General features: G+C 68.7%; 20 protein-coding genes and 1 tRNA gene. 11 read left to right on the top strand and 10 right to left on the bottom strand.

Going from position 1 to position 23,563, the window contains the following annotated elements; genetic code table 11:
• Window positions 1-21 precede the first annotated feature (21 nt).
• The gene (locus EV662_RS17085; protein WP_132465276.1) at window positions 22-2,328 is read left to right on the top strand and encodes a Tex family protein; all 2,307 of its coding nucleotides are present in this window, start codon (window positions 22-24) and stop codon (window positions 2,326-2,328) included.
• Between the two features lie 267 nt (window positions 2,329-2,595).
• Here the strand turns inward: EV662_RS17085 and EV662_RS17080 are convergent.
• The 10 genes from EV662_RS17080 to EV662_RS19755 form a co-directional block, all read right to left on the bottom strand.
• Window positions 2,596-2,672 (bottom strand) — tRNA-Pro (locus EV662_RS17080).
• 44 nt (window positions 2,673-2,716) lie between these two features.
• The gene (locus EV662_RS17075; protein WP_243695888.1) at window positions 2,717-3,676 is read right to left on the bottom strand and encodes a DMT family transporter; all 960 of its coding nucleotides are present in this window, start codon (window positions 3,674-3,676) and stop codon (window positions 2,717-2,719) included.
• A gap of 81 nt (window positions 3,677-3,757) precedes the next feature.
• Entirely contained in the window at window positions 3,758-4,861 is a 1,104-nt protein-coding gene (leuB, locus tag EV662_RS17070; RefSeq protein WP_132465273.1) for a 3-isopropylmalate dehydrogenase, read from the bottom strand.
• A gap of 59 nt (window positions 4,862-4,920) precedes the next feature.
• A complete protein-coding gene (locus EV662_RS17065; protein ID WP_165915638.1) occupies window positions 4,921-5,964 on the bottom strand; it encodes an endonuclease/exonuclease/phosphatase family protein in 1,044 nt (347 codons plus the stop codon).
• A 53-nt stretch (window positions 5,965-6,017) separates the two neighbouring features.
• Window positions 6,018-6,803, bottom strand: a complete 786-nt coding sequence (locus EV662_RS17060; RefSeq protein ID WP_243695887.1) for a hypothetical protein — start codon at window positions 6,801-6,803, stop codon at window positions 6,018-6,020.
• 332 nt (window positions 6,804-7,135) lie between these two features.
• Window positions 7,136-7,741, bottom strand: coding sequence for a 3-isopropylmalate dehydratase small subunit (gene leuD, locus EV662_RS17055; RefSeq protein ID WP_132465264.1), 606 nt, complete (start codon window positions 7,739-7,741; stop codon window positions 7,136-7,138).
• A gap of 131 nt (window positions 7,742-7,872) precedes the next feature.
• The gene (locus EV662_RS17050; RefSeq protein ID WP_165915642.1) at window positions 7,873-8,592 is read right to left on the bottom strand and encodes a THxN family PEP-CTERM protein; all 720 of its coding nucleotides are present in this window, start codon (window positions 8,590-8,592) and stop codon (window positions 7,873-7,875) included.
• 297 nt (window positions 8,593-8,889) lie between these two features.
• Complete coding sequence (locus EV662_RS17045; RefSeq protein WP_165915641.1) at window positions 8,890-9,750, bottom strand: vWA domain-containing protein; 861 nt, start codon at window positions 9,748-9,750, stop codon at window positions 8,890-8,892.
• 251 nt (window positions 9,751-10,001) lie between these two features.
• Complete coding sequence (gene leuC / locus EV662_RS17040) at window positions 10,002-11,408, bottom strand: 3-isopropylmalate dehydratase large subunit (RefSeq protein WP_132465255.1); 1,407 nt, start codon at window positions 11,406-11,408, stop codon at window positions 10,002-10,004.
• A 55-nt stretch (window positions 11,409-11,463) separates the two neighbouring features.
• The gene (locus tag EV662_RS19755; RefSeq protein WP_207903642.1) at window positions 11,464-11,595 is read right to left on the bottom strand and encodes an isopropylmalate isomerase; all 132 of its coding nucleotides are present in this window, start codon (window positions 11,593-11,595) and stop codon (window positions 11,464-11,466) included.
• A 60-nt stretch (window positions 11,596-11,655) separates the two neighbouring features.
• On the opposite strand from EV662_RS19755, the gene EV662_RS17030 reads away from it, so the two are divergent.
• The 10 genes from EV662_RS17030 to EV662_RS16985 all read left to right on the top strand — a co-directional run bounded on the left by EV662_RS17030 (window position 11,656) and on the right by EV662_RS16985 (window position 23,344).
• A complete protein-coding gene (locus EV662_RS17030; RefSeq protein ID WP_132465252.1) occupies window positions 11,656-12,984 on the top strand; it encodes a mechanosensitive ion channel family protein in 1,329 nt (442 codons plus the stop codon).
• A 57-nt stretch (window positions 12,985-13,041) separates the two neighbouring features.
• On the top strand, window positions 13,042-13,620 hold the full coding sequence (locus EV662_RS17025; protein WP_132465249.1) for an SOUL family heme-binding protein: 579 nt from the start codon (window positions 13,042-13,044) through the stop codon (window positions 13,618-13,620).
• Window positions 13,621-13,777: 157 nt separating this feature from the next.
• A complete protein-coding gene (gene rsfS, locus EV662_RS17020; protein WP_132465246.1) occupies window positions 13,778-14,143 on the top strand; it encodes a ribosome silencing factor in 366 nt (121 codons plus the stop codon).
• Complete coding sequence (rlmH, locus tag EV662_RS17015) at window positions 14,144-14,614, top strand: 23S rRNA (pseudouridine(1915)-N(3))-methyltransferase RlmH (protein ID WP_132465244.1); 471 nt, start codon at window positions 14,144-14,146, stop codon at window positions 14,612-14,614.
• 152 nt (window positions 14,615-14,766) lie between these two features.
• Complete coding sequence (gene gpmI / locus EV662_RS17010; protein ID WP_132465242.1) at window positions 14,767-16,287, top strand: 2,3-bisphosphoglycerate-independent phosphoglycerate mutase; 1,521 nt, start codon at window positions 14,767-14,769, stop codon at window positions 16,285-16,287.
• Window positions 16,284-17,432: a murein hydrolase activator EnvC family protein gene (locus EV662_RS17005; protein WP_132465240.1), complete on the top strand. Its 1,149-nt coding sequence runs from the start codon at window positions 16,284-16,286 to the stop codon at window positions 17,430-17,432. Before gpmI ends, EV662_RS17005 begins: the two co-directional genes overlap by 4 nt.
• Before the next feature lie 7 nt (window positions 17,433-17,439).
• The gene (locus tag EV662_RS17000; protein WP_132465238.1) at window positions 17,440-18,783 is read left to right on the top strand and encodes a S41 family peptidase; all 1,344 of its coding nucleotides are present in this window, start codon (window positions 17,440-17,442) and stop codon (window positions 18,781-18,783) included.
• A 46-nt stretch (window positions 18,784-18,829) separates the two neighbouring features.
• Entirely contained in the window at window positions 18,830-19,315 is a 486-nt protein-coding gene (locus tag EV662_RS16995) for an RNA pyrophosphohydrolase (RefSeq protein ID WP_132465342.1), read from the top strand.
• 63 nt (window positions 19,316-19,378) lie between these two features.
• Window positions 19,379-20,233, top strand: a complete 855-nt coding sequence (locus tag EV662_RS16990) for a class I SAM-dependent methyltransferase (RefSeq protein ID WP_132465236.1) — start codon at window positions 19,379-19,381, stop codon at window positions 20,231-20,233.
• A gap of 177 nt (window positions 20,234-20,410) precedes the next feature.
• Window positions 20,411-23,344 (top strand): error-prone DNA polymerase, encoded by a 2,934-nt coding sequence (locus EV662_RS16985; RefSeq protein WP_132465234.1) that lies wholly within the window; start codon window positions 20,411-20,413, stop codon window positions 23,342-23,344.
• Window positions 23,345-23,563 lie beyond the last annotated feature (219 nt).

Genomic DNA, 23,563 nt, shown 5'->3' with positions numbered 1-23,563 from the left:
CCCAGATCGAGGACCCATCCCGTGACCACCGCCGAAACCCGCATTCACCGCACCATCGCCACCGAGATCGGGGCCGCGCCCGGCCAGGTCGCCGCCGCCGTCGGCCTGCTGGACGAAGGCGCCACGGTGCCCTTCGTCGCCCGCTATCGCAAGGAGGTCACGGGCGGGCTGGACGACACGCAACTGCGGCTTCTGGCGGACCGGCTGGCCTATCTGCGCGAGATGGAGGCCCGGCGCGCCACGATCCTGAACTCGATCAAGGAGCAGGGCAAGCTGACCGACGCGCTGGCCCGCGCCATCGCGGGCGCCGAAACCAAGGCCGCGCTGGAAGACATCTACCTGCCGTTCAAGCCCAAGCGCCGCACCAAGGCGATGATCGCCCGCGAAAACGGGCTGGAACCGCTGCTGCGCGCGATCCTCGACGACCGCGCGGCCGATCCCCAGGCGCTGGCCGCGGGCTATCTGTCCGAGGCGGTGCCCACCGAAAAGGACGCGCTGGCCGGCGCGCGCGATATCCTGGTCGAGGACCTGGCCGAGAACGCCGCCCTGTTGGGCCGGCTGCGCGATTTCATGCGCGCCGAGGCGGTCATCGCCGCCCGCGTGGTGCCCGGCAAGGAAGAGGCCGGCGCCAAGTTCTCGGACTATTTCGACCACCGCGAGAAATGGGCCGACATTCCCGCGCACCGCGCGCTGGCGATCCTGCGCGCCTCCAGGGAAGAGGTGGTGACCATCGAGATCGCCCCCGACGCCGAAACCGGGGTGCCCCGCGCCATCGGTATGATCGCCGCCGAGATCGGCATTTCCGGCGAGGGCCCCGGCGATGCCTGGCTGCGCGAGGCCGCCGGCTGGACCTGGCGCGTCAAGCTCAGCCTGTCGATGTACATGGACCTGCTGGGCGAACTGCGCCGCCGCGCCCACGAAGAGGCGATCCAGGTCTTTGCCCGGAACCTGAAGGATTTGCTGCTGGCCGCGCCCGCCGGGCCGCGGCCCACGCTGGGGCTGGATCCCGGCATCCGCACGGGCGTCAAGGCCGCGGTGGTGGATGCCACCGGCAAGCTGGTCGAAACCGCCACGCTCTACCCCTTTCAGCCGAAAAACGACCTGCGCGGCGCCCAGGCCGCGATCGTCGAGATGATCCGCCGCCACGGCGTCGAGCTGGTCGCCATCGGCAACGGCACCGCCAGCCGCGAAACCGAACGCCTGGTGGCCGACACGCTGGGCCTGTTGCCCGCGGGCTTCGCCCGGCCGACCCGGGTGGTTGTCTCCGAGGCCGGGGCGTCGGTCTATTCGGCCTCGGAACTGGCAGCGCGCGAATTCCCCGATCTCGACGTCAGCCTGCGCGGCGCCGTGTCGATTGCCCGGCGGCTGCAGGACCCGCTGGCCGAACTGGTCAAGATCGAACCGAAATCCATCGGCGTCGGCCAGTACCAGCACGACGTCGACCAGCGCCGCCTGGCCCAGACGCTGGAGGCCGTGGTCGAGGACGCGGTGAACGCCGTGGGCGTCGATCTGAACACCGCCTCGGCACCGCTGCTGGCCCATGTCGCGGGGCTGGGTCCCCGGCTGGCCGAGGCCATCGTGGCGCATCGCGACGCGGCGGGCGCCTTCGCCTCGCGCAAGGCGCTGCTGGATGTGGCGGGCCTTGGCCCCAAGGCGTTCGAACAGGCGGCGGGCTTCCTGCGCATCCGGGACGGGGCCGAGCCGCTGGACGCCTCGTCCGTCCACCCCGAGGCCTATGGCGTGGCGCGCCGGATCGTCGCCGCCTGCGGGCGCGACCTGCGCCAGATCATGGGCAACGGCGCCGCGCTGAAAGGCCTGCGCGCCGAGGATTTCGTCGACGACACCTTTGGCCTGCCCACCGTGCGCGACATCCTGGCCGAACTGGAAAAACCCGGCCGCGACCCGCGCCCCAGCTTCAAGACCGCGGCCTTTGCCGACGGGGTCGAGGACATCAAGGACCTGAAACCCGGCATGCTGCTGGAGGGCACGGTGACCAACGTGGCCGCCTTCGGTGCCTTCGTCGATATCGGCGTGCACCAGGACGGGCTGGTCCATGTCAGCCAGCTGGCCGACCGGTTCGTGAAAGACCCCCACGAGGTGGTCAAGGCGGGCGACGTGGTCAAGGTGCGGGTGGTCGAGGTCGACATCCCCCGCAAGCGCATCGGCCTGTCGATGCGCAAGGACGGCGGCGGCGGCCAGAAGAAACCCGCCACCGGCCCGGCCACGCGCAACGGTCCCGCGCAACGCGGCAAGAAACCCCGCGCCGAGGCCCCCGCCCAGGGCGCGCTGGGGGCGGCCCTGCGGGCGGCCATGACCCGCAAGGAATAGCGCGCCCGGCGCCGGGGGATCGTGGTACAGACACCGCCCAGGCGCCGGCGCCGAATCGACTGGCCCGGCATCGCGCCGCAAATGCCCCGGTCAAACGCCACCGTCGAAAGCGGCGGCGCGGGCGTGCCACACGGGCTTTTGCACGCCCCCCGTTCCCGCCGCAGGCCATGACCCGCGCACAGGCCGCATGCGGCCACGACACGCCCCAAAGGCGCCCGCCATCGGCACGGGCGCTTTCGCAGGGGTCATTCAAGGCGTTGGGAAAATTGGTCGGAGTGAGAGGATTCGAACCTCCGGCCCCTGCCTCCCGAAGACAGTGCTCTACCAGGCTGAGCTACACTCCGACCGTGGCAGGCGGATTACCGTGCGCCGACTGCTTTGGCAAGGGTCAATCCTGCGGTCCGGGGATATCGGGTGCGGCCTCGATCGGCGCGCCCTCGGGGGCCAGTCCGGGGCGGTCCGCGGCATAGAGCGCGGGCTGCGTGGCCGAGACCCGCGGCCGACCCTCGCGCAGGAACACGAACAGCCCGCTGGCCGCGATCACCGCCGACCCCAGAAGCGTCATCGCGTCCGGCACCTCGTCGAACAGGACGACGCCAAGAAGGATCGCCCACAGCATCTGCGAATACTGCATCGGCGCCACGACCACCGCCTCGGCCGCGCGATAGGCCGCGATCATCAACAGCATGCCCCCCAGCGCGCCCAGCGCCACCAGCCCCATGCCGCCCAGGTGTTCCAGCGGCATCGGGCGATAGACGAAGGGCAGCAGACACCCCATCGCCGCGGCATTGGCCAGCATCGGGTACAGCAGCAGAACGGCGCTGCGTTCCTCGTTGCCGATCTTGCGCATGATGACCGCCACCAGCGCGCCCGCCCCGGCGGCCACCAGCGCGGCAAGATGGCCCAGGCCCAGCCCGGCCTCGGCCCCGGGGCGCAGCACGATCAGCACCCCGATCAGCCCCAGAAGCACCGCGCTCCAGCGCCGCGGGCCGACCCGCTCGCCGAGAATCGGCACCGACAGCGCGGTGATGATCAGCGGCGTGGCGAAGATGATCGCATAGGCCTGCGCCAGCGGGATGGTGGAAAAGGCGTAGAACGCGCTCAGCATCGTCGCCATCACCGCCCCCGTGCGCAGCGCGGTCCAGCCGGGGCGGCGCGGGCGCAGGCTGCCGTCGCGCTCGCGGATCAGCATCAGCAGCACCAGCGGAAAGCCCAGCAGAACGCTGAAGAACACGATCTGCACCGCGTCGTAATGGGCGCCCAGCGCCTTGACGACGGCATCGTGGAGCGAGAACACGGCGAAGCCCGCCAGCGCAAGCCCCGCACCCCTGAGATTGGCAGAGATCATGGCACCTGCTCGCGGATGGCGGACGGCTTCAGCCTTTCGGTTTCGCGGCGCGCTGGCAACCCCCGGCGCGCCGCGCCCGGGTCACAGGCTGGCGTCGAGGGCGGCGAGGATCGCGTCGCCCATCTGCGCGGTGCTGGCGGGCGTGGTGCCCTCGGACTGCATCAGGTCGGCGGTGCGCACGCCATCGGCCAGCACCTTTTCCACCGCCTGTTCCAGCCGCGTCGCCTCCTCGCCCTGGTCGAAGGAATAGCGCAGCGCCATGGCGAAGCTCAGGATACAGGCGATCGGGTTGGCCTTGCCCTGCCCCGCGATGTCGGGGGCCGAGCCGTGCACCGGTTCATACAGCGCCTTGGGCCGGCCGTTCGCCATCGGCGCGCCCAGGCTGGCCGAGGGCAGCATCCCCAGCGATCCGGTCAGCATCGCGGCCACGTCCGACAACAGGTCGCCGAACAGGTTGTCGGTCACGATCACGTCGAACTGCTTGGGCCAGCGGCACAGCTGCATGCCGCCCGCATCGGCATACATGTGCGACAGTTCCACGTCCGGGTAATCCGCGTCGTGGACGCGCTGCACCACCTCGCGCCACAGGATGCCCGATTCCATCACGTTGGCCTTCTCCATCGAGCAGACCTTGTTGCCCCGCTTGCGCGCCAGTTCAAAGGCCGACCGCGCCACCCGGTCGATTTCCGATTCGGTATAGCGCTGGGTGTTGATCCCCACCCGCTCGCCGTTCTCTTCGAAAATGCCGCGCGGCTCGCCGAAATAGATACCGCTGGTCAGTTCGCGCACGATCATGATGTCCAGCCCGGCCACCACGTCGCGTTTCAGCGAACTGAAATCGGCCAGCGCGTCGAAACATTGCGCGGGGCGCAGGTTGGCGAACAGGTCCATCTCCTTGCGCAGGCGCAACAGGCCGCGCTCGGGCTTCACGCTGAAATCGAGGTTGTCGTATTTCGGCCCGCCGACCGCACCCAGCAGCACCGCGTCGACCTCTTGCGCCCTGGCCATCGTGGCATCCGCCAGCGGCACGCCGTGGACGTCATAGGCCGCGCCGCCCACCAGGTCCTCGGAAACGTCGAATTTCAGCCCGCGCTTGTCCCCGAACCAGTCGATGATGCGGGAAACCTCGGCCATCACCTCGGGGCCGATGCCGTCGCCGGGCAGGATCAGAAGGGTGTTCGTCATGTCGGGCGGTCCTTGTCCTGAAGGGTCGGCATGGGGCCTAGCCGCTGGCCCCGTCCGGGTCAAGGCAGCCGGAGGTCGACCCACACAAGCCGATGGCGCGAGGCCGCCGCGACGGTGTCGGCCAGCGGCCCCTCGGCGGGCCAAAGGACCCCCGCGCCGGTGACGCGCAGCCCCGCCGAGGGCAGCACGTAATCCACCCGCAGGTTGCCGGGATCGCCCGGTTCGGCGTCGTCCCAGTCGGCGGTATCCAGCCCCGGGTCGCCGCGCTGGGTGGCGTTGGCCCCGCCCTGGGTTTCGGCCGCCACCACGCCGCCCGCCGATCGCGGTGCGGGGTCGGTCAGGCGCGGGTCGGCCAGGAACGCCGCCATCGCCGCGCTGCGCCCATCACCGTCGGCAGGGTCCAGGTTGGCATCGCCCAGCACCACGAACGGGCCGTCGGGGGCCGGCACCCCCGGCAGCGCCCCGTCGAGATACAGCGACCACAACCGCAGCTCGTCCCGGTTCCGCAGCCCGTTGCGATCCTCCGGCCCGTCGAACACCGGCGGCGTCGCGTGAAAGGCCAGCAGCCGGATCACCACCTCGCCCACCTGCACCGGCACCACCCAATGCCCGGTGGTCGACAGCCGCTGCACCGCCTGCGCCTCGGCCGAGGGGAAGGGGCGCCCGTCCACCGCCGGCAGCGTCGCGCCCGGCAGATCGGCCCATAACAGGGCCGAGAAATCGCGCGCCGCGCCCCCCACCACCGGGTAACGCGACAGCACCGCCATGCCGTCCTGCCCGGGGAAATAGCCGAACCCCTGCGCGTCGCGCGGCCCGCCCGTCCGCCCGTCGCCGTCCAGGTCCAGGCCGGTGCGCAGCCCGGTATTCGGCTTCAGCGCGAAAAGATGCGGGTAATCCAGGTCGCGCGCCCGCAACCGGTCGGCCAGCGCCGCCATGGCCAGCCCGCCCATGTCGTAATCCACCCCCTGCAACAGCAGGATATCGGGCCGGGCGGCGGCGATCACCTCGACCACCGCGGCGACCTGCGCATCCTCGCCGCCCGCGATATCGGCCAGCAATAGCCCCGGCCCCTTGCGCGACAGCTCGGCGTTATAGGTGGCCACCCGCAGCTCTGTCGCCGCCGCCGCCCCCGCGGCCAGCGCCAGCAGCAGCGCGATCAGGCCGCCAAAAGACCCGGTTCTTCGTCCGGCTCGGCGCGGCGGCGTTGTTCGCGGATCATCTCGGCGACGCGGCCGATCGCGATGCCGCGCATGAAAAGGCTGGCGGGAAGCAGGGCCCATGCAGAGACCGTCCAGATCAGGGTTTGCGGATGCTCCAGCGAGAACGGATCGAACAGCGTCGTCGACGCCTTGATGATGACAGGTATCAGGAAAGGCAGCACAAAGCCCAGCGCCACGTTGAACCGCGCGTCGCGCGACAGCCGTTCCACCACGTCGCCGCCGGCCGTCGGGTCGAAGGTGGGCAGGTTGACCCAGACGTTGAACGTGCCGTTCCGAAAGGGCCAGTTGTTCACCCGCGTCATCAGCGTGAACACCGCAAGCGCCAGCAGCGAGATCAGATAGGCCATGCCCGCGGCGCTGGACACCAGCTTGATCAGCCAGGGTTCGGCATCGGGCGGCAGCAGCAGCGAGAACAGCCGAACCGGGCTGTAGGGAAAGTCGATCGCCTCCGCGATCACCGCGCCCACGGCCTGGGCGAACTCGGTCAGCGCGGTGGGCCGCAACTCGCCCCGGCAGATCAGTGTCAGAACCAGCACCGTCAGGAACATCGCCGCGAACCGGATCCGGTTGAACGGCGGCGCGTGGCGGAACTCGACAAGGCCCGGATAGGTTGCGGAATATTCGAAGATGGTCAGCCCGGCGGCGAAGATGCACAGCAGCACGACGATCTGGGTCACGTCTCCCGGCACATCGGGCAACAGCAACGATGGCGTCGATATCATCAACACCACTAGACATGCGCGCACCATGGCGCCGGTTACTCGCGCGATCACTGCCCCTGCCCCTCGCATCGTGTGGGCGCGGTAAAGATCCGCGCCTCTTTTACGGTGACTTTCCGCTCATTCCGGCGGCCCGCCATATCTTCGCCCCATTTCTGACCAGATGCGTTTCGTCTGACAAGACATTGTTAACCTTAACGATTCAATTGGGGCATTTTCGTGAAAGAACTGTCGCGACAATGCATCATTCGAGGTACAAAAAAGGGCCGCCCCGAAGGACGGCCCAACATGTTGCGGTTTTTCAGAAACCCGACGCTAAAGCGAGCCCCGCCCGATCAGATCCAGGGACGGGTCTGCGCCATGCGCGACTCGTAATCTGCGATCGCGGGGGCCTTTTCCAGCGTCAGCCCGATATCGTCCAGACCTTCCAGCAGGCAATGCTTGCGGAACGGATCGACGTTAAAGGCGATCTCTTCGCCGTCCGACGTGGTGATGACCTGGTTTTCCAGGTCCACCGTCATCCGCGCGTTCGCGCCCTTCTCGGCATCCTTCATCAGGATGTCGACCTGCTCCTGCGGCAGCACGATCGGCAGGATGCCGTTCTTGAAACAGTTGTTGAAGAAGATGTCGGCAAAGCTGGGCGCGATCACGCAGCGGATGCCGAAATCCTTGATCGCCCAGGGCGCATGTTCGCGCGACGAGCCACAGCCGAAATTGTCGCCCGCCACCAGGATTTCCGCCTCGCGCCAGGCCGGCTGGTTCAGCACGAAATCGGGGTTCTCGTTGCCGTCCTGATCATAGCGCATCTCGTCGAACAGGTTCACGCCCAGCCCCTCGCGCTTGATCGTCTTGAGGAACTGTTTCGGGATGATCATGTCGGTATCGACATTGACCAGCGGCAGCGGCGCGGCGATCCCGGTCAGCTTGGTGAACTTTTCCATCTGGCAACCCTTCGTGCGACAGTCCCTATGTTGATCGCGTTCTGCCCCATCGCCGCGAAAAACACCAGCCCCGGAACGGGTACGGGCGGCCCGTGGGCCGCCCGCCAGGTCCTGGTCCGTCCGCGGCGGGGTCAGCCCGCCTTGCGACGCCGCGCCATCACGCCCAGCCCGCCAAGGCCGGCAATCAGCATCCACGCCGCCGCCGGAAGCGGCACCGGCGCGACCGAATACTTGCCGTAAAGGTTCGCGGTGTTCGGCTGGCCCTCCACCGTGGAGAACGAACTGACGAAACTGCTGCCCCCATCCTGGCTGAAGCCGAGCACGCTGAAGGTGTACACCAGACTGCCCAGCGTGAACGAACCGCCGCCGGAACTGATCGTGGCCGTCACCTCGTCGTTGCAGCAATTGCCGCCGCCGACATTCGGCGTCTCGTTATGCGTGAACGACAGCGTCAGCCCGGCCAGGGGCGAACTGGCCGTGATCGGCGCCACGTCATCCACCTGGAAGGCGAATTCCAGGTCCGCCGAGGTGATCGAGGTTCCGGTGATCGGCTGGTTGTTGTGCGTGAACTGGCCGAAATCGATCAGCGCGCCTTCCGCCCACGGACCGGACGGCGAATTCGCGTTGAAAATATACTGGCTTTGTCCGGTCGCACCCGCCGCCGGGTTGCCCCAGGACAGCGTTGCGGGATCCCCCGAGACATTGTTCAGGTTCGTGGCGCTACCCGGTTGCACATTCGTCCAGGTTCCAACCACGTTGTCCACGTAGAAGCTTGCGGCACTCGCGCCCTGCGCGACAAAGGCGGCTGCCGTGATGGCCGCCGCGGCCGTCGCCGCCTTGAATTTCGACATCATTTTCCGTCCCCTCCTCACAACGGTTGTCTGTGACTCACCAGGGCACTCGTTCAATTCCGGTACAGTACCACGTTTTCGGGAAATCGGATAGGCACGCTTTTCGGTTGCGGAAATCGTAATAAACCAGGGGCCCGACAGATCGCCGCAAGACAGGGCGCGTGCACCTGCGCCCCTTTCCCCAATGAAACCAAACGGTCGGGCCCTTGGGCGGTGCATCAAAAGGCGAATGCCCGGCCGTCATGACGGCCGGGCATCCCTGACAAGTATCTAGCGGTGATGACCCGCGTTGACGGATCAGGCCGTCTTGCGGCGACGCCCCACGACGCCCATACCGCCCAGACCGGCCAGAAGCAGCCAGCCAGCCGCCGGAAGCGGAACCACGTTGCTGCCGCCGGTGGTCGTGCCGCCGGTCGTGATTTCACCCAGCTTGGCCGCCGCGAACTGCGTCAGGAAGGCCGCGGGATCGGCATTCGACCCCGTGAACTGGTTCAGGTCGAACAGCGCCTGGTAGACCGCCGGGTCCGCGTCGAACGGGCGCGACGCCGGCTCGAACGTGCCGAACAGGCCGGTGTTGGTGATGATGTTGTTCAGGTACTGCGCATCGTCCAGCTGCTTGCCGATGGCCGCATAACCCGTCAGGCCGCCATAGCTGTACGAACTCAGGTTGTTGCCGGATTCGTCGGTGATCGTGACGACCGACTTCACCGTGTTGTTGCGCCACCCGGCCGCTTGGAACAGCGCACCGCCCGGCAGAACCGAGCCGATCGCATGCGCCGTGTCCTCGGTGCCACCGAACACGTTGGCCGCCGCGGTGCTGAGCGAGGACTGCAGCGAGGTCAGGTCCGCCGACGTCGAAATCGGGTTCCACAGGCGCAGGCAGGGCTCGTTCGGATCGCTCGAGCAGCCCGCGTTGCCGACGCCCAGCGACGCCTCTTCGTAGGTGACAAGGCCGATGCCGACCGAACTGACATCCGCGCTGCCGGCAAGGCCGTTCACGAAGGTCGAGATATTCGCCGAAAGCGTGCTGAACTCGTTGCTCATCGACCCGCTCTGGTCGATGACGAACATGATGTCCACGTCCACGGGCGCGGCATTTGCCGTAACTGCAGCGCTGGACACCACCAACGCAGCGGCAAACCCCTTGATCTTGTTCATAGTACTTCCCCCAAAAATTAGACCATACACAAATGGCATACATACAGATGGCGATTGGAAATCGAACGCCGTCTGTCGACAGGTTAACAGATCGTTACTGGAATTCAACTATTTCGGCGGCGCATATCCTTTCGGATAGCCCGCCGAAGTCGCGCCAAGAAAGCAGCGGTACCGGGGCCGACACCGTCGCGACGATGTCGGCCCCGGGACCGCAGGCCAATACGTTCAATGAAGGGGGCTGGCGACGCCCCTCAGGTCAGCTCGCGCACATCCGTCAGGTGCCCCGTGACCGCGGCCGCCGCGGCCATCACCGGGCTCATCAGGTGGGTGCGCCCGCCGCGGCCCATGCGGCCCTCGAAGTTGCGATTCGAGGTCGCCGCGCAGCGCTCGCCGGGGGCCAGCTGGTCGGGGTTCATGCCCAAGCACATCGAACAGCCCGCAAGCCGCCATTCGAAACCCGCCTCCTTGAAGATGACGTCCAGCCCCTCTTCCTCGGCCTGCGCCCGCACCAGGCCGGACCCCGGCACCACCATGCCGCGCACGCCCGGCGCCAGTTTCTTGCCCTTCAGGATCGCGGCCGCGGCGCGCAGATCCTCGATCCGGCCATTGGTGCAGGACCCGATGAACACCGCGTCCACCTTGATGTCGGTCAGGGCCATGCCCGGTTCCAGACCCATGTAGTCCAGCGACCGGCGCGCGGCGTCGACCTTGCCGCCGGCGAAATCCTCGGGCGCGGGGACGGTGCCGGTGATCGGCAGCACGTCCTCGGGCGAGGTGCCCCAGGTCACCACGGGCGCGATATCCTCGGCCGCGATCGTCACGACCTTGTCCCAATGGGCATCGTCATCGGAATACAGCGTCTTCCACCACGCCAGCGCCGCTTCCCACTGGGCACCCTTCGGCGCGTGGGGCCGGCCCTTGACGTACTCGAACGTCTTTTCATCCGGCGCGATCAGGCCCGCGCGCGCGCCGCCCTCGATCGCCATGTTGCAGACGGTCATCCGGCCTTCCATGGACAGATCGCGGATCGCCTCGCCGCAATACTCGATCACGTAACCCGTGCCGCCCGCGGTGCCGGTCTTGCCGATCACCGCCAGCGTGATGTCCTTGGCCGTGACGCCGGGGGCCAGCTTGCCGGTGATCTCGACCTTCATGTTCTTCGATTTCTTCTGGATCAGGGTCTGGGTGGCCAGCACATGCTCTACCTCGCTGGTCCCGATCCCGTGCGCCAGTGCGCCGAACGCCCCATGCGTGGCCGTGTGGCTGTCGCCGCAGACCACGGTCATGCCCGGCAGGGTCCAGCCCTGTTCGGGGCCGACGATATGCACGATGCCCTGGCGCACATCCGACACCGGGTAATAGTGAATCCCGAAATCGCGGGCGTTCTTGTCCAGCGCCTGAACCTGGATGCGCGATTCCTCGGTCATGTTCGCCACGTTCTCGCGCCCCTCGGTGGTGGGCACGTTGTGGTCGGGCACGGCGATGGTCTTGTCGGGGGAATGCACCTTGCGCCCCGACATCCGCAGCCCTTCAAAGGCTTGCGGGCTGGTCACCTCGTGCACCAGGTGGCGGTCGATATACAAAAGGCAGGTGCCGTCCTCGGCCTGGTCGACCAGGTGGGCATCCCAGATCTTGTCGTAAAGGGTCTTGCCGGTCATGGAACTCTCCGCGGCTTGTCGTCTGAAAATGGGGAAAACGTCGGGGCGATCCGCCTCATAGGCGGGCCAGCACCGAATGCGCCGCGCCGAAGAACCGCCAGGGCAGGCGCGCACGGTCGTCCATGTCGAAGACGCGTTTCATGGCGGTCACATAACGCCGGACGGGGATTCCATCAAGCCACGCCATGCGCCCGGGGCTTGTATCGTTTCGCATCTGCGCGCAGGCTTCCGCCACGAAGGGAGCGCGATGGAAACCGACCCGACCCCGATCCTCCAGGAGATGCAGGCCCTTGCCGAACAGGCCCGCCTGTTCCTGCTCAGCCTGACCCGGCCGGGCTGGCGGCTGTACCAGATCGGCATCCTTCTGGCACTGGCCGCGATGGTGCAACTGGCCGCGCGGATGCTGCGCCCGCGGCTGCACGACTGGCTGCGGGGCCGCGAGGGCTGGCCGAAATGGCGGCTGCGCGCCTCGCTGATCCTGATGCGCCGGATGCGGCTGATCCTGTTCGTGCTGGCCGCCTGGGCCCTGACCTTCGTGATGCGCGAAATCACCTGGCCCTCGCGCAGCTACCTGATCGGCATCGCCGCGACGCTGGCCACCGCGTGGCTGCTGGTGGGGCTGGCGACCCGGTTCGTCCGCAACCCGCTGTTGCGCCGGCTGGTGTCCTGGGGGCTGTGGGTCTACGTCACCCTCTACATCCTGGGCCTGACCGACCAGGCCGCCTCGATGCTGGACAACCTCGCCGTCACCTTCGGCGAGGTACGCCTGTCCGCCCTGACGCTGCTCAAGGCCGCGGTGGTCACCGGCGTGCTGTTCACCGGCGCGCGGATGATCTCGCGCGGGTCCGCCGCCCGCATCCGCGCCGACGAGGACATCTCGCCCTCGATGCAGGTGCTGATCGTCAAGGTCGTGCAGGTCGCCCTGTACGGCGCGGCGCTGTTCATCGGGCTCAAGGCGGTGGGGGTGGACCTGACCGGCCTCGCATTCCTCTCCGGCGCCATCGGCGTGGGGCTGGGCTTCGGCCTGCAAAAGGTCGTCTCGAACCTCGTGTCGGGCATCATCATCCTGCTGGACAAGTCGATCAAGCCCGGCGACGTCATCAGCCTGGGCGACACCTTCGGCTGGATCAACGCGCTGGGCGCGCGCTACGTCTCGGTCGTCACCCGCGACGGCAAGGAATACCTGATCCCGAACGAGGACCTGATCACCAGCCAGGTGGTCAACTGGTCCCATTCGAACGAGTTCGTCCGGCTGGATATCTATTTCGGCACCTCCTACGGCGACGACCCGCACAAGGTGCGCGAAATCGCGGTAGAGGCGGCGAAAGGCGTCGGCCGGGTGCTGACCTCGCGCCCGCCGGTCTGCCATGTCGTGGGCTTCGGCGACAGTTCGGTGGACTACATCCTGCGGTTCTGGATCACCGACCCGACCGAGGGGCTGACCAATGTGCGCGGCGCGGTCTACCTGGCGCTGTGGGACGCGTTCCGCGACAACGGCATCTCGATCCCCTTCCCCCAGCGCGAGGTCCGCGTGCTGCCCTGCAGCCGGATGCACACCGGCCCCCTGCCCGACTAGGCTTGCACGCAGGTTCCCCCGCCCCCACCTTTCGCGCATCGTTACGGAGACATCGCCATGCGCGCCCTTCTGACCGCCCTTCTCCTCGCCGCCGCGCCCGCCGCGGCGCTGGCCGACACCTACCGCGGCTATTCGCAGGTCCCCTATACCGTCGACCGCGCCGCCGGCGCGATCGAGATCCGCAGCTACCCGCCCCGCACCGTGGCCGAGGTCACCGTCAAGGGCACGCGGAACGTGGCCGCCCAGCGCGGCTTCGGCGAATTGTTCGACTACATCACCGGTGAGAACGCCGCCCGGGGAAAGATCGCGATGACCGTGCCGGTGGACCAGACCGAGACCGACAAGGGCTGGACGATCCGTTTCTTCATGCCCGAGGGCGCCACCCGCGACAGCCTGCCCGCCCCCGACAGCGCCCATGTCGCGCTGCGCCGCCTGCCCGCCGAACGCATGGTGGTGGGCCGGTTCTCGGGCCGCGCCACCGCGGCACGGCTGGCCGAGGCTGAAACGGCCCTCCGCACCTATGCCGCCCAGACCGGCATTGCGATCACCGGCGAACCGCGGCTGATGTTCTACGACGACCCGTTCACCATGCCCTGGAACCGGCGCAACGAAATCGGCTTCGTGCTGGCCCGCTAGGGCCTGCGACATGCGGCGATCATTGAGATTTTACCTTCCCGATGTTACATTGCCGCCATGCCCGGCGCCGTGGCATCGACGGCGCGCAACTTAGGAGGACTATGTCCTGTCTCACCAAGTTGAGGCGGCCAGCGCGACGGCCGCACCGAATCCGGCCATGACAGCCGGCATTCCCGATGTTTCGAACGAGGAACTGCTCGACTTCATCCTCGCCTCCCTCTCCGACGACAAGGCCGAAGACGTGATCACCATCGACCTGCGCGGCAAGTCGAGCATGGCCGATTACATGGTGATCTGCTCGGGCCGATCGACCCGCCAGGTCGCCTCGATCTCGGAAAAGCTCAAGGACCGGCTGAAACAGGATCTCGGCCGCGGCTCCAAGCTGGAAGGCAAGGACCAGGGCGACTGGGTGCTGATCGACGCGGGCGATGTCATCGTCCACGTGTTCCGCCCCGAGGTGCGCGAATTCTACCAGCTCGAAAAGATGTGGCTGCCCGCGGGCGCGGCGTCCTCCCGGGTCTGAATGCGCGTCCATGTCTGCGCCGTGGGCCGGCTGAAACCCGGCCCCGAGCGCGACCTGATCCAGGACTACGCGACCCGGTTCGACCGCACCGGGCGCGCGCTGGGCCTCGGCCCGCTGGCCTTCGCCGAAGTGGACGACCGCAAGAGCGGCGGCCCGGGGGCCGAGGCGCGCCTGCTCGACCGCGCCCTGCCCACCGGCGCCGTGCTCTGCGCGCTCGACGAACGCGGCAAGACCCTCTCCTCGCCCGATTTCGCGGCCCTCCTCGCGCGCTGGCGCGATGCCGGCCGGGCCGAGGCGGCCTTCGTGATCGGCGGCGCCGACGGGCTCGCCCCGGACCTGCGCGCCCGCGCCGATACGCTCTTGTCCTTCGGCCCGATGGTCTGGCCGCACATGCTGGCCCGCGTGATGCTGACCGAACAGCTCTACCGCGCCGCGCAAATCCTCGCCGGCACCCCCTATCACCGCGCCTGATCTTCTTCTGGCCGAAAATATCCCCGCCGGAGGCCGCGCCCCGCCAGGGGCGCCCCTGAAAAGGCTTGGCCCGCAGGGCCGCATCCGGATCGCGCCGGTTGTCCTTCCCCCGGCGTCCGCCTAGAAGGGGCCGAACCCCGAAAGGCACCCCGATGAGCGCACCGAAACCCGTCATCCTCTGCATCCTCGACGGCTGGGGCATCGGCCCGACCCATGCCGACGACGCCCCCGAACTGGCCGCCACCCCGAATTACGACCGGCTGATGGCCAGCTGCCCGCATGCGACCCTGGTCACCTACGGCCCCGATGTCGGCCTGCCGACCGGGCAGATGGGCAATTCCGAGGTCGGGCACACCAATATCGGCGCGGGCCGGGTGGTGGCGATGGATCTCGGCCAGATCGACCTGGCGATCGAGGATGGCAGCTTTTTCCGCAACCCCGCGCTCACGGATTTCATCGCCAGGGTGAAAGACGCCGGCGGCACCGCGCACCTGATGGGCCTTTGCTCCGACGGGGGCGTGCACGGCCACACCCGCCACATCCTCGCCGCCGCGCGCGCGATCACCGAGGCCGGCGTGCCGGTGGCCATCCACGCCATCACCGATGGCCGCGACGTGCCCCCGAAATCCGCGGACCGCTATATCGCCGAGCTGGTCGCCGGCCTGCCCCAAGGCGCCCATGTCGCCAGCGTGATCGGCCGCTACTACGCGATGGACCGCGACAACCGCTGGGCGCGGGTGCAACTGGCCTATCACGCCATGGCCAACGGCCTGGGCGAAGAGGTGGACACCCCCGAACAGGCCGTCACCGCCGCCTATGCGCGCGGCGAAACCGACGAGTTCATCGAACCCTCCGTCATCAATGACCCGCCCGGCATGAAGGATGGCGATGGCCTGTTCTGCCTGAACTTCCGCGCCGACCGCGCGCGCGAGATCCTGCGCGCCTTCGCTCAGCCCGGGTTCGACGATTTCGAAACCGGCAAGCGGCCGAAATTTTCCGCGATCCTCGGCATGGTCGAGTATTCCGCCGACCACAACCAGTGGATGGCGACCGTCTTTCCCAAGCGCAAGCTCGTCAACACCCTTGGCGAATGGGTGGCGAAACAGGGCCTGCGCCAGTTCCGCCTGGCCGAGACCGAGAAATACCCCCATGTCACCTTCTTCCTGAACGGCGGCAAGGAAACCCCCGAACCCGGCGAGGATCGCTGCATGCCCCCCTCGCCCAAGGTCGCCACCTACGACCTGCAACCCGAGATGAGCGCGCCCGCCGTCACCGACGCGCTGGTCCAGGCGATCGGCGCGGGCTATGACCTGATCGTGGTGAACTACGCCAACCCCGACATGGTCGGCCATACCGGCGATCTCCAGGCCGCGATGAAGGCCTGCGAGGCGGTGGATGCCGGGCTGGGCCGTGCGCTAGACGCGCTGGACAAGGCCGGCGGCGCGATGATCGTCACCGCCGACCACGGCAATTGCGAAACCATGGTCGACCCCGAAACCGGCGGCCCGCACACCGCGCACACGCTGAACCCGGTGCCGGTGATCCTGGTGGGCGGGCCCGCGGGCGCCCAGTTGCGCGACGGGCGGCTGGCCGATCTCGCGCCCACGGTGCTGCAGCTGATGGGCCTGCCGAAACCGCCCGAGATGACCGGCGAAAGCCTGATCGAAACGTGAGACCCGCGCGCGCCCTCCTGCTGATCCTTGCGCTGGCGGGCGCGCCGGCCGCCCGGGCCCAGACCGACCCCGCCGAGGCCGCCCGCACCGCTGCCGACGCGCTGCGCGCGGCGGGCCGGTCGCTGGATGCGGCCGAGGGGGCGCGCGACCGGGTGGCGGCGCTGACCGAAACGATCCGCGCCTACGAATCCGGGCTGGCTGCCCTGCGCGAGGGGATGCGCCGCGCGGCGATCCGCGAACAGTCCATCGCCCTCGTGCTCGACGCGCGCCGGGCCGAGATCGCGCAATTGCTGGGCGCGCTGTCGGCCCTGCCGCAATTGCCCGAAACGCTGCTGCTGCACCCGGCCGGGCCGCTGGGCACCGCGCGCGCGGGCATGATGCTGGGCGATGTCACCCCCGCGCTGCAGGCCGAGGCCGACGCGCTGCGCGCCCGGCTGGAAGAGGTCGCGCTGATGCGCGCCCTGCAGGAAAGTGCCGCCGACACCCTGGCCGAGGGGCTGGCCGGGGCCCAGCGCGCGCGCACCGAACTGTCCCAGGCGATGTCCGAACGCCGCGACCTGCCGCGCCGCTTCGCCGCCGATCCCGACAGCCTGCGCGCCCTGGTCGAAAGCAGCGACACGCTGGACGGGTTCGCCGCCGGCCTGGCCGCCACCGCCACGTCCACCGCGCCCGAAGGCACCTTGCCGCAGGATTTCGCCGCGCTTGCGGGCCGCCTGCCGCTGCCGGTGCAGGGCACGGTCCTGCGCGGCTTCGGCGCGGCGGATGCGGCCGGGGTGGCCCGGCCCGGCCTTGTGTTGGCCACCCGCCCGCTGGCGCTGGTCACCACCCCGGTGCCCGCCACGATCCGCTATCGCGGCCCGCTTCTGGACTACGGAAATGTGATCGTCCTGGAACCCGCCGAGGGCTATCTGCTAGTGCTCGCCGGTCTGGCCGAGGTCTATGGTGCCGAGGGCGAGGTCCTGCCGGCGGGCCGCCCGGTGGGCCTGATGGGCGGCGCGGACCCGAAAACCGCGGCGTTTCTCGACGACGCGTCAGATCGTGGTGGCGATTTGAAAACGGAAACGCTTTATATGGAACTGAGACGGGGCGGCAGCCCGGTGGACCCGGAACCGTGGTTCGCGCCGACCGCCCGTGACAAGGATTGAGGACGCCATGAAGAAATTCGCCATGGCCGCGCTGGGCGGCACGATTGCGGGGACGATCTTGGCCACCCAGGTCGCCGGGCCGCTGCTCGCCCAGGAAGCGGGGCGCAAGAGTTCGGTCTACGAACAGCTCGACCTGTTCGGCGACGTGTTCGAACGCATCCGCGCGCAATATGTCGAGGAAGTGGACGAAAGCGAACTGATCGAGGCCGCGATCAACGGCATGCTCACCTCGCTGGACCCGCATTCCAGCTATCTGCCGCCCAAGGATTTCGACGACATGCAGGTGCAGACCCGCGGCGAATTCGGCGGGCTTGGCATCGAGGTCACCCAGGAAGAGGGCTTCGTCAAGGTGGTCTCGCCGATCGACGGCACCCCCGCCGACGAGGCCGGGATCGAGGCGGGCGATTTCATCACCCATGTCGATGGCGAAAGCGTGCTGGGCCTGACGCTGGACCAGGCGGTCGAGATGATGCGCGGCCCCGTGGGCAGCGAGATCGTCATCACCGTCGTCCGCCAGGGCGTGGACGAACCCTTCGACGTGACGATCATCCGCGACACGATCAAGCTGACCGCCGTGCGCTCGCGCATCCAGGGCGACACCGTGGTGCTGCGCGTGACCACCTTCAACGACCAGACCTATACCAACCTCGAGGCCGAGTGGGAAAAGTCGGTCGAGGAACTGGGCGGCATCGAGAACGTGAACGGCGTGGTGCTGGACCTGCGCAACAACCCCGGCGGGCTGCTGCCCCAGGCGATCAAGGTGTCGGATGCGTTCCTGGACGCGGGCGAGATCGTGTCCACCCGCGGCCGCGACCCGCAGGACAGCGACCGCTACAACGCCACCAAGGGCGACCTGACAGGCGGCAAACCACTGGTCGTGCTGATCAACGGCGGCTCGGCCTCGGCCTCTGAAATCGTCGCCGGCGCGCTCAAGGATCACCGCCGCGCCATCGTCGTGGGCACCAGAAGCTTCGGCAAGGGGTCGGTCCAGACCGTGATGCCGCTGAAAGGCGACGGCGCGATGCGGCTGACCACGGCGCGCTATTACACGCCGTCGGGCCGGTCGATCCAGGCCCTCGGCGTGGCGCCCGACATCGTCGTGGAACAGCCCCCCCGCCGCCCCGAGGCCGAAACCGAAGAGGACGAAACGAGCGCGGCCCGCCGGCTCCGGTCCGAGGCCGACCTGCGCGGCGCGCTGGGCAATGACAGCATGACCGAGGACGAGAAGAAGCAGGCCGAGGAAGAGCTGAAAAAGGCCGAAGAGGCCGCCAAGCTGCGCGAAGAGGATTACCAGCTGGCCTATGCCATCGACATCCTCAAGGGCTATGCCGCCCTCGAAACCGAACAGTGACCCCGGATCGGGGCCGGCCCGCCGCCGGCCCCGGGATATGCCCATGCTGAGCGCACAAGAAATCGAGACCCTGCCCTACCGCCCCTGCGTCGGCGTCATGCTGATGAACGACGCCGGCCGCGTCTTCGTCGGCCAGCGCAAGGACTGGCCCGACCCCGCCTGGCAGATGCCCCAGGGCGGGATCGACCCGGGCGAAGACCCCGAACAGGCCGCGCTGCGCGAGCTGTGGGAGGAAACCGGCGTCACCCCCGACCTGGTAAAGGTGGTGGGCCGCACCGCCGACTGGGTCACCTACGACCTGCCACCCGAATTGATGGGCAAGGTCTGGAAGGGCAAGTATCGCGGCCAGAAACAGCTGTGGTTCCTGATGCGGTTCCTCGGCACCGACGACCAGATCGACATCGAAACCGAGCACCCCGAATTCTCGGAATGGGCCTGGCTCGACCCCGGCCACCTGGTGGCCAGCATCGTGCCGTTCAAGCGCGAGGTCTACGAACGCGTGGTGGACGAGTTCGCGGCGCATTTCACCTGACACCCCGGCTTGCCCCGGGCGCGGAAATCGCGCATTGACCCCGCACGCATTTCGGGACGGAACATGGCCGAGAAACTCGACACCCGCGCGGTGGGCCTCGATGTGGGCCTGTCCTTCATCCGCTGGCTGACCGGCACGGAAAACCTGCACTACGGGCTGTGGACCGGGCTGGAGGTGACGGCCGCCAACCTGGGCCCCGCACAGGCCGCCTATACCGACAAGCTGTTTTCCTACCTGCCCGCGGGGCGGCTGCGGATCCTCGATATCGGCGGCGGCGCGGGCGAAACCGCGGCCAAGCTGATCGCGCTGGGCCATGCGGTCGAGATCGTGGTGCCCAGCGCGTTCCTCGCCGCGCGCTGCCGCGAGAACGCGCCCGGCGCCATCGTCCACGAGATGCCGTTCCAGGCCTTCGTGTCCGAGCCGCGCTTCGATCTGTGCCTGTTTTCCGAAAGCTTCCAGTACATCCCGCGCGACCTGGCGCTGGACAAGGCCGCGGCGCTGCTGGTGCCGGGGGGCGAGATCCTGATCGCCGACTGTTTCCGGTCGGACGCCTACCGGCCGGGCCAGGCGATCCGGTCGGCAGGCGGCGGGCACCGGCTGGCGGCGATGCGCGTGTCGCTGGCCGAGCGCGACCTGGAGGTGCTGGCCGAAGAGGACATCACCGCGGCCGTCGCGCCCTCGATCGACCTGGAACAGGCGCTGTTCAACGTGTTCGGCCACGCAATCGAACGGGTCGATTCGGAACTGGCGTCCAAGCGGCCGCGCGGGCGCTGGGTGCTGCACCGCGCGCTGGGCCTGGTGCTGAACGCGCGCCGGCGTGCGCGGCTGTCCGCCCGGCTGATGGGGCGCGAGCGAACGGCCGAGGCGTTCTGCCGGGACAACCGTTACGTGATCTTCCGGCTGCGGCCGCGGGGTTAGACCGGGGGCGTTGGTTGCCGGGTTTCGCCTTGGCTGACGCCAAGGCGACCCGTGGGGGGGGCTCTGCCCCCCGCGACCCCCCGGGATATTTTCGGCCAGAAGAAGAGGGGGCGGCGCGATCGGATCGGCGGGCGGACTCCAAAAAGGAACAAAACGTGAATATAATGCCGACTCACCATGTTCGCCGAACTTTGTGCCTGCTCGAACTTCACCTTCCTGACCGGCGCCTCGCATCCCGAGGAGTACATGCGCCGGGCGGCGCTTTTGGGTATCGAGGCGCTGGCGATTGCCGACGAGAACTCGGTCGCGGGGCTGGTGCGGGCCCATGCGGCGGCGCGCGAGATCGCCCGCGAGGTGCGGCTGCGGCGCGAGGCCGACCCGATCGGCCCGCCGCGGCCCGACCATGTCCCGCCCCCCCCGTCGGCGCCGATCCACACCGTGCCGCGGCTGATCCCGGCGGCGCGGCTGGTGCTGGAGGGCGGGTTCGCGGCGGTCGCCCTGCCCCGCGACCGCGCCGCCTGGGGGCGGCTCTGCCGGATGCTGTCGGCGGGCAAGCTGCGGGCGGGCAAGGGGGCCTGCACCCTGACGCTCGACGATCTGCTGGAATGGGGCGAGGGGCTGGAGATCCTGCTCCACCCGCCACGGGCGCCCGGGGCCCCGGGCGGCGCGGACGGATGGCGGCCACGGGCGGAACGGCTGACGCGCCGCTTCCCCGGGCAGGTATCCTTGCTGATGGCACCGGCCTATGACGGCCAGGATGCGGCGCGGTTCGACCGGCTGACGCGGCTGGCCCGCGGCCTGGGCCTGCCCACCGTCGCCTCGGCCGCGCCGATGATGCACCATGGCCGCCGCCGCCGGCTGGCCGACGTGTTGACCGCGATCCGCACCGGCACCCGGGTCGACGCCTTGGGCCGGGCGGCGCTGGCCAATGCCGAACGGCGCCTGCGCTCCGAGGCCGAGATGCGCCGCCTGTTCCGCGGCCACGAGGAGGCCGTCGAGCGAACCGCCGAGATCGCCGCGCGCTGCACCTTCGGCCTGGACGAGTTGCGCTATGAATACCCCTCGGAACTTCAGGGTGGCGAGACCGCCGCCGACCGGCTGGCCCGGCTGGCCCGCGCGGGTCTGGCCTGGCGCTATCCCCAGGGCGCGCCGGAGCGGGTGCGCGCCCTGCTCGACCACGAGCTCGCCCTGATCGCCAAGCTGCGCTACGAACCCTATTTCCTGACCGTCCACGACATCGTCGCCTTCGCTCGCGACCGCGGCATCCTTTGCCAGGGGCGCGGTTCGGCGGCGAATTCGGTGGTGTGCTATGCCTTGGGCATCACCTCTGTCAGCCCCGAGATCGGCACCATGGTGTTCGAACGCTTCGTGTCCGAGGCCCGCGACGAGCCCCCCGATATCGATGTCGATTTCGAACATGAACGCCGCGAAGAGGTGATCCAGCACATCTATGACCGCTATGGCCGCCACCGGGCGGGGTTGTGCGCCACGGTGATCCATTACCGCGGCAAGCGCGCGGTGCGCGAGGTGGGCCGCGCCATGGGCCTGTCCGAGGACACGCTGGCCGCGCTGTCCAGCCAGATCTGGGGCTGGGGCAACGGCGCCATCGAGGACGCGCGCCTGCGCGAGATCGGGCTCGACCCCGCCGACCCGCGGCTCGCCCGCACGCTGGAGCTGATCGGGGAAATCCAGGGCTTTCCCCGCCACCTGTCCCAGCATGTCGGCGGCTTCGTCATCACCGAGGGCCGGCTGGACGAGCTGGTGCCCGTCGAGAACGCCACGATGGAGGGGCGCACCGTCATCTGCTGGGACAAGGACGACATCGACACGCTGGGCATCCTCAAGGTCGACGTGCTGGCGCTGGGGATGCTGACCTGCCTGCGCAAGGCGTTCGAGCTGATCGAGCGCCATCACGGGCAGCGGCTCGACCTCGCCACGCTGCCGCCCGAGGACCCGGCCACCTACGACATGCTGTGCCGGGCCGACAGCCTGGGCGTGTTCCAGGTGGAAAGCCGGGCGCAGATGAACTTCCTGCCCCGGATGCGCCCGCGCAAGTTCTACGACCTCGTGATCCAGGTCGCGATCATCCGCCCCGGCCCGATCCAGGGCGACATGGTCCACCCCTACCTGCGGCGGCGCAACGGCGAGGAGGAGGTGCGCTTCCCCTCGGACGCGCTGGGGGCCGTGCTGGGCAAGACGCTGGGCGTGCCCTTGTTCCAGGAACAGGCGATGCAGATCGCGATCACCGGGGCGGGCTTCACCCCCGAAGAGGCCGACCGGCTGCGCCGGTCGCTCGCCACCTTCAACAAGCACGGCAACGTCGCCGAGTTCCGCGACAGGTTCCTGGCCGGCATGCGCGCCAACGGCTATGACGGCACCTTCGCCGAACGCTGTTTCAGCCAGATCGAGGGCTTCGGCTCCTACGGCTTTCCCGAAAGCCACGCGGCCAGCTTCGCGCTCCTGGTCTATGCCTCGGCCTGGGTGAAACGCCACCACCCCGCGATCTTCGCCTGCGCGCTCTTGAATTCCCAGCCGATGGGATTCTACGCGCCCGCCCAGATCGTGCGCGACGCGCGTGAACACGGGGTCACGGTGCGCCCCGTCTGCATCAACCACAGCCACTGGGACAACGCGGTGGAACCGGACGGGCGCGGCGGGCTGGCGCTGCGGCTGGGGTTCCGGCAGGTCACGGGGATGCCCGAGGACGAGGCCGCCTGGATCGCCGCGGCGCGCGGCAACGGCTACCGCTCGGTCGAGGATGTCTGGCGCCGCGCCGGGCTGTCTCCCGCGCTGATCCACAGGCTGGCCGAGGCCGACGCCTTCGCAGGGCTGGGACTCACAAGACGCGAGGCGCTGTGGACCGCCCGCGCGCTGACCGCGCCCGCGCCCCTGCCGCTGTTCGCAGCCGACCTGGATGGCGAGGCGATCGTGGAACCCCGGGTCGCGCTGCCCGCCATGGGCGCGGGCGAAGAGGTGGTCGAAGACTACCTCGCACTGCGCCTGACGCTGCGCCGGCACCCCGTGGCCCTGATCCGGCACCGGCTGACCCCCGGCTTCGCGAACGGGCCGCCCCGATCAACCGAGGCGCCGAAGACGACCGCCGCGCACTGAATTTTTTGCCTCCGGCGGGGATATTTTCAGCCAGAAGAAGCAACGAAACATTAACCCTGACGCGCCATCCTGGGCCCACGGTACAGGCGGGGACGCCGATGACCGTGCCAGGAGAAGGCCCCCTGTCCCCCCTTGCCCGCAAGGCCCGGACAGGGGGTCGAACCGTTCCTTCTTCTGGCCCGAAATATCCTCGCCGAAGGCAGCCGACAAAGTCGGCTT

Origin of the sequence: Rhodovulum marinum (genome assembly GCF_004343075.1) — a bacterium.
Taxonomy (GTDB): domain Bacteria; phylum Pseudomonadota; class Alphaproteobacteria; order Rhodobacterales; family Rhodobacteraceae; genus Rhodovulum; species Rhodovulum marinum.
The sequence above is the reverse complement of the archived record's forward strand: the minus strand, read 5'-3'. Positions and strand labels throughout refer to the sequence as shown.

What these genes read in the sequence shown, in the direction of transcription:
- EV662_RS17075 (WP_243695888.1), bottom strand. Translation starts at nt 3,676, where the DNA reads ATGATCTCTGCCAATCTCAGGGGTGCGGGGCTTGCGCTGGCGGGCTTC.
- leuB (WP_132465273.1), bottom strand. Translation starts at nt 4,861, where the DNA reads ATGACGAACACCCTTCTGATCCTGCCCGGCGACGGCATCGGCCCCGAG.
- EV662_RS17060 (WP_243695887.1), bottom strand. Translation starts at nt 6,803, where the DNA reads ATGATATCGACGCCATCGTTGCTGTTGCCCGATGTGCCGGGAGACGTG.
- leuD (WP_132465264.1), bottom strand. Translation starts at nt 7,741, where the DNA reads ATGGAAAAGTTCACCAAGCTGACCGGGATCGCCGCGCCGCTGCCGCTG.
- EV662_RS17050 (WP_165915642.1), bottom strand. Translation starts at nt 8,592, where the DNA reads ATGTCGAAATTCAAGGCGGCGACGGCCGCGGCGGCCATCACGGCAGCC.
- EV662_RS17045 (WP_165915641.1), bottom strand. Translation starts at nt 9,750, where the DNA reads ATGAACAAGATCAAGGGGTTTGCCGCTGCGTTGGTGGTGTCCAGCGCT.
- leuC (WP_132465255.1), bottom strand. Translation starts at nt 11,408, where the DNA reads ATGACCGGCAAGACCCTTTACGACAAGATCTGGGATGCCCACCTGGTC.
- EV662_RS19755 (WP_207903642.1), bottom strand. Translation starts at nt 11,595, where the DNA reads ATGGCGTGGCTTGATGGAATCCCCGTCCGGCGTTATGTGACCGCCATG.
- EV662_RS17030 (WP_132465252.1), top strand. Translation starts at nt 11,656, where the DNA reads ATGGAAACCGACCCGACCCCGATCCTCCAGGAGATGCAGGCCCTTGCC.
- EV662_RS17025 (WP_132465249.1), top strand. Translation starts at nt 13,042, where the DNA reads ATGCGCGCCCTTCTGACCGCCCTTCTCCTCGCCGCCGCGCCCGCCGCG.
- rsfS (WP_132465246.1), top strand. Translation starts at nt 13,778, where the DNA reads ATGACAGCCGGCATTCCCGATGTTTCGAACGAGGAACTGCTCGACTTC.
- rlmH (WP_132465244.1), top strand. Translation starts at nt 14,144, where the DNA reads ATGCGCGTCCATGTCTGCGCCGTGGGCCGGCTGAAACCCGGCCCCGAG.
- gpmI (WP_132465242.1), top strand. Translation starts at nt 14,767, where the DNA reads ATGAGCGCACCGAAACCCGTCATCCTCTGCATCCTCGACGGCTGGGGC.
- EV662_RS17000 (WP_132465238.1), top strand. Translation starts at nt 17,440, where the DNA reads ATGAAGAAATTCGCCATGGCCGCGCTGGGCGGCACGATTGCGGGGACG.
- EV662_RS16990 (WP_132465236.1), top strand. Translation starts at nt 19,379, where the DNA reads ATGGCCGAGAAACTCGACACCCGCGCGGTGGGCCTCGATGTGGGCCTG.
- EV662_RS16985 (WP_132465234.1), top strand. Translation starts at nt 20,411, where the DNA reads ATGTTCGCCGAACTTTGTGCCTGCTCGAACTTCACCTTCCTGACCGGC.